Raw genomic sequence first — 6,750 nt, forward strand, 5'->3', positions numbered from 1 at the left:
CATCCAATAAACTAACTATGATGAAACAGAGACGAAAGCTGTATAGGGCTTCGTGTGCGCTATTGCTTCTGATGTTTATGACCGCTTGTGGTTCATACATTCATCAGCCGCTAGCCCCCCGACGCGCCTCATTAGGTCCCGAAACCCCGGTAAAAAAAGACCTTCTGGAACTTCCCAAGCCCCAGGAAAAAATTGTGGCTGCTGTCTACAAGTTTCGTGATCAGACAGGCCAATACAAACCCTCCGTAACAGGAGCAAACTGGTCAACTGCCGTCACGCAAGGAGCCACCACAATCCTAATCCGAGCTCTCGAAGAATCAGGTTGGTTCATTCCCATCGAACGAGAGAACATCTCCAACTTATTAAATGAACGCAAAATCATCCGCTCGAGCCGTGCACAATACGAAGGAGACAATGGCAACGGAGCATTACTGCCTCCATTGCTTTTTGCCGGTGTTATTCTCGAGGGCGGCATCGTATCTTATGAATCCAATGTCTTTACAGGCGGTGCCGGCATGCGTTATTTTGGAGCAGACCTTTCGGGACAATACCGGGAAGATCGAATCAGCATTTACCTGCGTGCCGTTTCAACAGCCAACGGAAAAATTCTGAAAACCGTGTACACCACCAAATCCATCCTTTCGCAGGAAGTTTCGGCAGGCTTTTTCCGCTACGTAAAATTGAAACGTATTTTGGAAGCGGAGACCGGATTCACCTATAATGAACCCACTGAAATTTGTGTAACCGAAGCCATCGAAAAAGCTGTTGAAAGCTTAATTATAGAAGGTGTTTTTGATAAACTATGGGCGCTTGAAAACCAGACAGACACGCTGAGTAGTGCCTTTTTGCGTTACAAAGAAGAGAAAACCGAAAACCTGACCAAAGACCATGTGGGAAGGCAGTTCAAAAAAGAACGATTTCACGGAAAACTGAGCCTGGGAATTAAAGCCGGAGCCCTGTACTACGATGGAGACTATACGGCCGGAGATATTCGCCCCATTGGAACATTTACCATTGGAAAATCAATTACCCCACACCTTCATCTGGAACTGGAGAACTCCGGAGCCATGGTTCATGCTCAAAACAATTTTGACCTCCGCGAACTCCTCTCCCAACTTAACCTGAACTACTATTTTCTTCCTTATGAAAAATTATCGCCCTTCGCCTACCTGGGCGCTGGAGCTGTTCATCGCTCAGGAACCCATGACGTTGGTCTTTCAGAGAAACGCTTCATCCCCTTTGCCAGCTTTGGCGGCGGAGCTGAATACCTGCTGACCAACAAAATGGCTGTATCGGCCGAAGGGTATCTTAATTACATGCTTAACGACCGGTACGATAAAGTTATCAGCGGTGTTTACAACGATTCATTTTATGGCTTCAAGTTAGGCTTGAAATATTACATCAAATAAAAAATACGGTTATGAAAAAAATAAATCACATCAGCATCTTCCTGCTTTTCCTCCTGCTCCTGGCCGCATGCGAAGATGAAAAAGTTGACGTTACCTATTACGGCAGTTTAAACGGGGTAATTGTTGACGGAGAAACTTACGAACCTCTGGAGGGGGTACTTGTCGCGACCAACCCGGCAAGCTCATCTGTCCTTACCAATAATTCGGGCGAGTTTTCCTTTAGCAAAGTTCTCAGTGGCGAAGTAAGTGTTACGGCACGAAAAAAAGAGTACTTGAGCAGTACAATCATCGTTTCTGTTTATGATCGGGAACAGACTCAAATGAATATCGTGTTACAAAAAGACGATAAAGATTATGGTTCGGTAACCATTTTCGATCCGGTTCCGGGCAATGGAGCAGTTGACCAACTCCGGTCCTTTACCATGCAGTGGAAGGTAGATCAGTCAAAATCAGACATCAGCCTTTCTTACGATGTTTACCTTTTCATATCCAATTCCAGTACTCAAACCATTGTTGGAGAAAGCCTGACGGTTAAGGAGGTTGTTGTTGACAACCTAGCCGATAACACCACTTACTATTGGTATGTAGTGGCTAAATACGATGGAAACATTGTCGCCAATGGTCCAACCTGGAGTTTTAAAACAGGGGATAATTCAGACACAAATTAAACAAAAAAAGAGCGCCTGATTAGTCTTTAATCAGGCGCTCTTTCTTTTAAGACAACATCACTATTTCACCGGAATATTCTCAAGAGTGGCAACCATAAAGTCCCAGAATTTTTGAACGGTGGCAATGTTCACCTTTTCATCTGGCGAATGCGGAAAACGAATCGTTGGGCCAAAAGAAATCATATCCCAATGAGGGTAAGTTCCGCCCAGAATTCCACATTCCAAACCGGCATGAATGGCTTTAATCTCCGGCACTTTGCCATATTTTTGCTGATATACTTCCTGCATGGTTTTCAGAATTGGCGATGACATGTTAGGCTGCCAGCCCGGATAAGCTCCGGAGAATTTCACCTTTGCTCCGGCCATGCTAAATGCAGCAGCAATTCGCTTGCCCAGGTTCGCTTTGGCTGAATCAACAGAACTGCGCATCAAACAAGCAATGTCAATCGTTTTTCCGGCTGCATCCGACTTCACACTGGCCATATTGCTCGATGTTTCCACCAAACCAGGCATGCTGTCACTCATCCGAATTACGCCATTGGGGCATGCCAAAACTCCTTTGGTCAAATTAACCTGAGTGTTTTCATCAATCAACTCTACAGGAAGTTTTGTTTCAACAATACTCAGACTCATTTCCGGCTCAGTCGCTGAAAGTTCCTTTTTAATCGCAGTAAACTCTGTTTCAATCAGATTTTTCAGCGAATCGCTTTTGTCCGCTTCAACAGTAATAACACCAAAAGCCTCGCGAGGAATAGCATTGCGCAAACTTCCGCCATTGATGCTTGCCAAGCGGGCTCCAACAGCCAGATAGGCTTCATTCAGCAACCTGAAAAATACCTGGTTGGCGTTGCCCCGCTGCAAAATAATATCCATGCCTGAGTGACCACCCTTCAGTCCGGTAATATTCACTTCAAAAGCAACCGCATTGGCCGGCACTTGCTCTTCGGTATATGTAAAACGGATGCCAACATCTTCTCCTCCGGCACAGCCAACATAAAGCTCACCTTCATCTTCCGAGTCGGTGTTCAACAATATTTCGCCTTGCAATACACCCGCCTTCAATCCTTCGGCTCCGTCCATTCCTGTTTCTTCTGTTGCCGTAAACAGCACTTCCAGTGGGCCGTGTTTCAAATCGTTTGAAGCCAGAACCGCCATGGCTGCAGCCACTCCGATTCCATTGTCAGCTCCCAGGGTAGTGCCATTGGCCGTCACCCAGTCGCCATCAACAAAAGCCTCAATCGGGTCGTTTACAAAATCATGTTCCTTTTCGCTGTTTTTCTGCGGAACCATATCCAAATGCCCCTGCAAAATAACCCCTTTCCGGTTTTCCATACCCGGGGTAGCTGGCTTTCGTACTATAATATTTCCAACTTCATCCTTTAGGGTTTCCAGGCCCAGTTCTTTTCCAAAGTTGAAAACAAATTCCTGTACTTGCTCTTCATGATTCGATGGACGTGGTATTTGGGTTAACTGGTGGAAATTCTCCCAAAGCTTGCTGGGTTGCAATTCGACTATTTTCTGACTCATAACTTATCGTGTTAATTTTCTAATTCCTTAAAAGTACAATTTAATGACGTAACTTGTTTTTGACTTATATCAATTGTAAACGAAAGCCCCATACAACAAGTCGTATAGGGCTAAATTCAATTTTGAAAATTTTTGGTTGTGTCGAAAGCACGCCTACTTTTCCATTACATTTTTTACGGCTCCTGTTGTTGGATGAAAAGAGATGCGGTAGCTTCCATCCAGCAAGCTCTCCGGAAATGGAGCCACCGTGCCAAACTGGGCAATGGTTGTTCGGGCAATCGCCATGGTGTTTAATCCGTTCAGAACCTTAATTTCGGCTTTCCCCGGAATCCGGTAAAAAATGCCGCTTTGTCCGGCAACTGCACTGGACGAAGTTTTCAGTTTCTCCTGAGCCGATGATAGATCATCCAGTTTATTCAGATCCACCACAATGGGTTTGCCACTCAAATCCGTTTTGGGAAGCACGCCTTTGTTTTCAGAAAACCGGAAAGCCACTTCGCCTGACACATCGCTTCCTCCAGGGATGAAATCGAAACTGTATTCAAATGACTTTGTGTATGACTTGCCAACAAATAGGCCAACATATTCTTCTTCCAGCTTGTCCAGCTCTTCAACCATCAACTCGTAAGCACGCCCATCAGGCAATTGCTCTTCGTAGGCATTGGCCAGGGATTTAAAACGACGCTTACGTAACTTAGTTACCGTGTGGGCAGCTTCCTGCGCTTTTTCTTCAATGGACTTGGTCACAAAAGCCCGGCTACTGGCTGAGTCCCCCATTTCATAAAAAGGATTCAGAGACAAATCCAAAAACGGGAACTCCGGGGTTTTGGTATCGCCCAAAAAAGTTGATACGGCATAGCTTTCTGCCGCAGTAGGTGTATCTGAATTAATGCCTGCCAAAACTCCCGACTCCGTCAGGCTTAACATGGCCCCGGCACGCCCCATGGCCTTGTGAACTTGCTCCGGATCGGGCTCACTAAAGGTTTCAATCTGAATATCCGTAATGGTCCAGCGCTCAAAATCCGACGAAGGTGCATTTTTAATTCCCAACAAAGCTTCGGCATATTGAAAATAAGGTCCGTGAAAGAACTTCTCCTGTTTCGCCTTCACATGAATACGAACACCGGTTCGCGGTAAACTATACACCATTCCTTCCGTAGGAACAGTCAGATTGTCATTACTCTTTTTATCATCTTTTTGAAAGCCAAAGACCGTGGACGAAACCAAAATCAAGGCCACTAGCACGTATGTTTTCATGGTTTAAATCAAATTAAAATTGAAATCAAAATTAAATTATGAACCTTCAAAAATGAAGGACGGAAACAAAATTAGCATTTTCTCGTCGCCGCACAGAAATAAGAACCAAAAGTTTAGGCTTTTATTTTACCAATACAGAAAAAGCTTCGCCCAAAGTATCAATCAAATCCCCCGCAATCAAAGCAACTTCCCCCTGCTGTTCAGCAGCCAGATCTCCTGCCAAACCATGCACAAACACGCCTAGCTGAGCCGCATCAAGCGGAGGAAAATGCTGCGCCAACAAACCCAGAATGATGCCCGTTAAAGCATCGCCGCTTCCGGCTGTTGCCATGCCCGGATTACCCGTTGCATTGATAAAAACCTGCCCATCGGGACACGAAATGCAGGTATGAGCTCCTTTCAGTACCACAATAACCTGGTATTTTCGGGAGAACTTCATTTGCTTTTGTAGCCGGGTATAGGAATCAGGCGTCTCTCCCACCAGGCGTTCAAACTCCTTGGGATGCGGGGTTAAAACCGTGTTAACAGGAAGTAATTCCAGCCAATCCGGATGCTTCGCTAAGATATTCAGGGCATCTGCATCCAGCACCAATTTTGAAGGTTTAGCTTCCAGCAATTGTTTTAATGCGCGTTGTGAATTGGGCTTCAAGCCCAGGCCCGGGCCAACCCCAACAGCGGAAAATTGTGTTAAGTCCGGAAACTCGGTAAACATCAAGTCTGAAGCATCAATTGAACACATGGCTTCTGGAATGGCTGTTTGTATTATTTGATAAGCCGAATGGGGAATATGCGTTGTTAACAAACCTACTCCCGAACGCAAGCAAGCCCTTGAGGAAAGGATAGCCGCTCCCACTTTCCCATAAGAACCAGCTACCAGCAAAGCATGTCCGTATGTTCCCTTATGCGAAAACTTCTTTCGCCGGGTCATTTTATTCGTCACTTCATCAAGTGTCACCAAATGAAAAGGCGTTTCGGTCGCAGCAATAGCATCCGGATGAAGCCCAATGGGCAAAACTTCCCACTGTCCGAGAATTTCGTCATGCTCAGGAAATAAAAAACTCAGTTTAGGAAACTGAAAAGTAAGCGTATGCGATGCCCGTACAACAGCCGATAAATCATTTTGACTGTTATCCTCGCCAAACAATCCACTCGGAATATCAATGGCAATAACCTGCGCCCTCGAACTGTTGATTTTTTCAACCACCAAAAGTGGCAAGCCATCCAGCTTCCGACTCAGGCCTGAACCAAACAGGCCATCCAATACGATGCCATCAGAGGGAATAGCAGGAATAGCCGTTTCTGAATCAATAATGCCAAGTGCTACTTTTCCCTGCTCTTCCAGTCGACGCCAGTTTTCTGCCGGCGATCCGGTCAGCGCCTTTCCAAAATTGAGCAAGAACACCGAACACTGATAATCGTGGTCTGCCATCATCCGCGCAATAGCCAACGCATCACCGCCATTGTTCCCCGGACCAGCAAAGAAGTAAAGTGTTTTTTCGTTGGAAATATGATGAATCAACCAATTGGCAATTTGAAGCGAGGCTCGCTCCATCAGGTCAATATCGGCAATGGGTTCATTCTGAATAGTCAATTGATCAATCGTTGCTATCTGTTTAGTGGTCGGTATTTTCATGTTTTTGACTTTTCCCGAAAATACAAAAACATCATCAAATTGCCTAGCAACAAAATTGTTTAAACGAACTGGAGCCCTTCTTCGGTATCCTTGCCGGTGCGGCCCCGAGAGCCAGCCACCGGAAAGTATAGAAACACAAGGACACCATTGGTTTGTAATGCTGTTAATTGGTGGTCAACGACTGCTCATCTTCTTCCAGCCCCAGCTCAGTCATTTTCCAGTACTTGTCAACCATGTCGCCATCATAGGTGTTCGA

The 6,750-nt window shown here is 45.5% G+C and carries 5 protein-coding genes; 2 read left to right on the forward strand and 3 right to left on the reverse strand.

Annotated elements, in window-relative coordinates; genetic code table 11:
- Positions 1-17: 17 nt before the first annotated feature.
- Positions 18-1,409 carry a CsgG/HfaB family protein gene (locus ACRD6K_RS12575; RefSeq protein ID WP_430973518.1) on the forward strand — a complete coding sequence of 464 codons (1,392 nt, stop codon included), beginning with the start codon at positions 18-20 and terminating at the stop codon, positions 1,407-1,409.
- Between the two features lie 11 nt (positions 1,410-1,420).
- Positions 1,421-2,077, forward strand: a complete 657-nt coding sequence (locus ACRD6K_RS12580) for a carboxypeptidase-like regulatory domain-containing protein (protein WP_430973519.1) — start codon at positions 1,421-1,423, stop codon at positions 2,075-2,077.
- A 60-nt stretch (positions 2,078-2,137) separates the two neighbouring features.
- Here the strand turns inward: ACRD6K_RS12580 and ACRD6K_RS12585 are convergent, their stop codons facing one another.
- The 3 genes from ACRD6K_RS12585 to ACRD6K_RS12595 all read right to left on the reverse strand — a co-directional run bounded on the left by ACRD6K_RS12585 (position 2,138) and on the right by ACRD6K_RS12595 (position 6,494).
- On the reverse strand, positions 2,138-3,604 hold the full coding sequence (locus ACRD6K_RS12585) for an aminoacyl-histidine dipeptidase (RefSeq protein ID WP_430973520.1): 1,467 nt from the start codon (positions 3,602-3,604) through the stop codon (positions 2,138-2,140).
- A gap of 153 nt (positions 3,605-3,757) precedes the next feature.
- On the reverse strand, positions 3,758-4,861 hold the full coding sequence (locus ACRD6K_RS12590; RefSeq protein WP_430973521.1) for a DUF4831 family protein: 1,104 nt from the start codon (positions 4,859-4,861) through the stop codon (positions 3,758-3,760).
- 121 nt (positions 4,862-4,982) lie between these two features.
- Positions 4,983-6,494, reverse strand: coding sequence for an NAD(P)H-hydrate dehydratase (locus ACRD6K_RS12595; protein ID WP_430973522.1), 1,512 nt, complete (start codon positions 6,492-6,494; stop codon positions 4,983-4,985).
- Positions 6,495-6,750: the final 256 nt, after the last annotated feature.

Source organism: Sunxiuqinia rutila (assembly GCF_050589705.1).
GTDB lineage: Bacteria > Bacteroidota > Bacteroidia > Bacteroidales > Prolixibacteraceae > Sunxiuqinia > Sunxiuqinia rutila.

Excerpts from the sequence above, each read along its gene's own strand:
- ACRD6K_RS12575 (WP_430973518.1), top strand. The coding sequence starts at position 18 with ATGATGAAACAGAGACGAAAGCTGTATAGGGCTTCGTGTGCGCTATTG.
- ACRD6K_RS12580 (WP_430973519.1), top strand. The coding sequence starts at position 1,421 with ATGAAAAAAATAAATCACATCAGCATCTTCCTGCTTTTCCTCCTGCTC.
- ACRD6K_RS12585 (WP_430973520.1), bottom strand. The coding sequence starts at position 3,604 with ATGAGTCAGAAAATAGTCGAATTGCAACCCAGCAAGCTTTGGGAGAAT.
- ACRD6K_RS12590 (WP_430973521.1), bottom strand. The coding sequence starts at position 4,861 with ATGAAAACATACGTGCTAGTGGCCTTGATTTTGGTTTCGTCCACGGTC.
- ACRD6K_RS12595 (WP_430973522.1), bottom strand. The coding sequence starts at position 6,494 with ATGAAAATACCGACCACTAAACAGATAGCAACGATTGATCAATTGACT.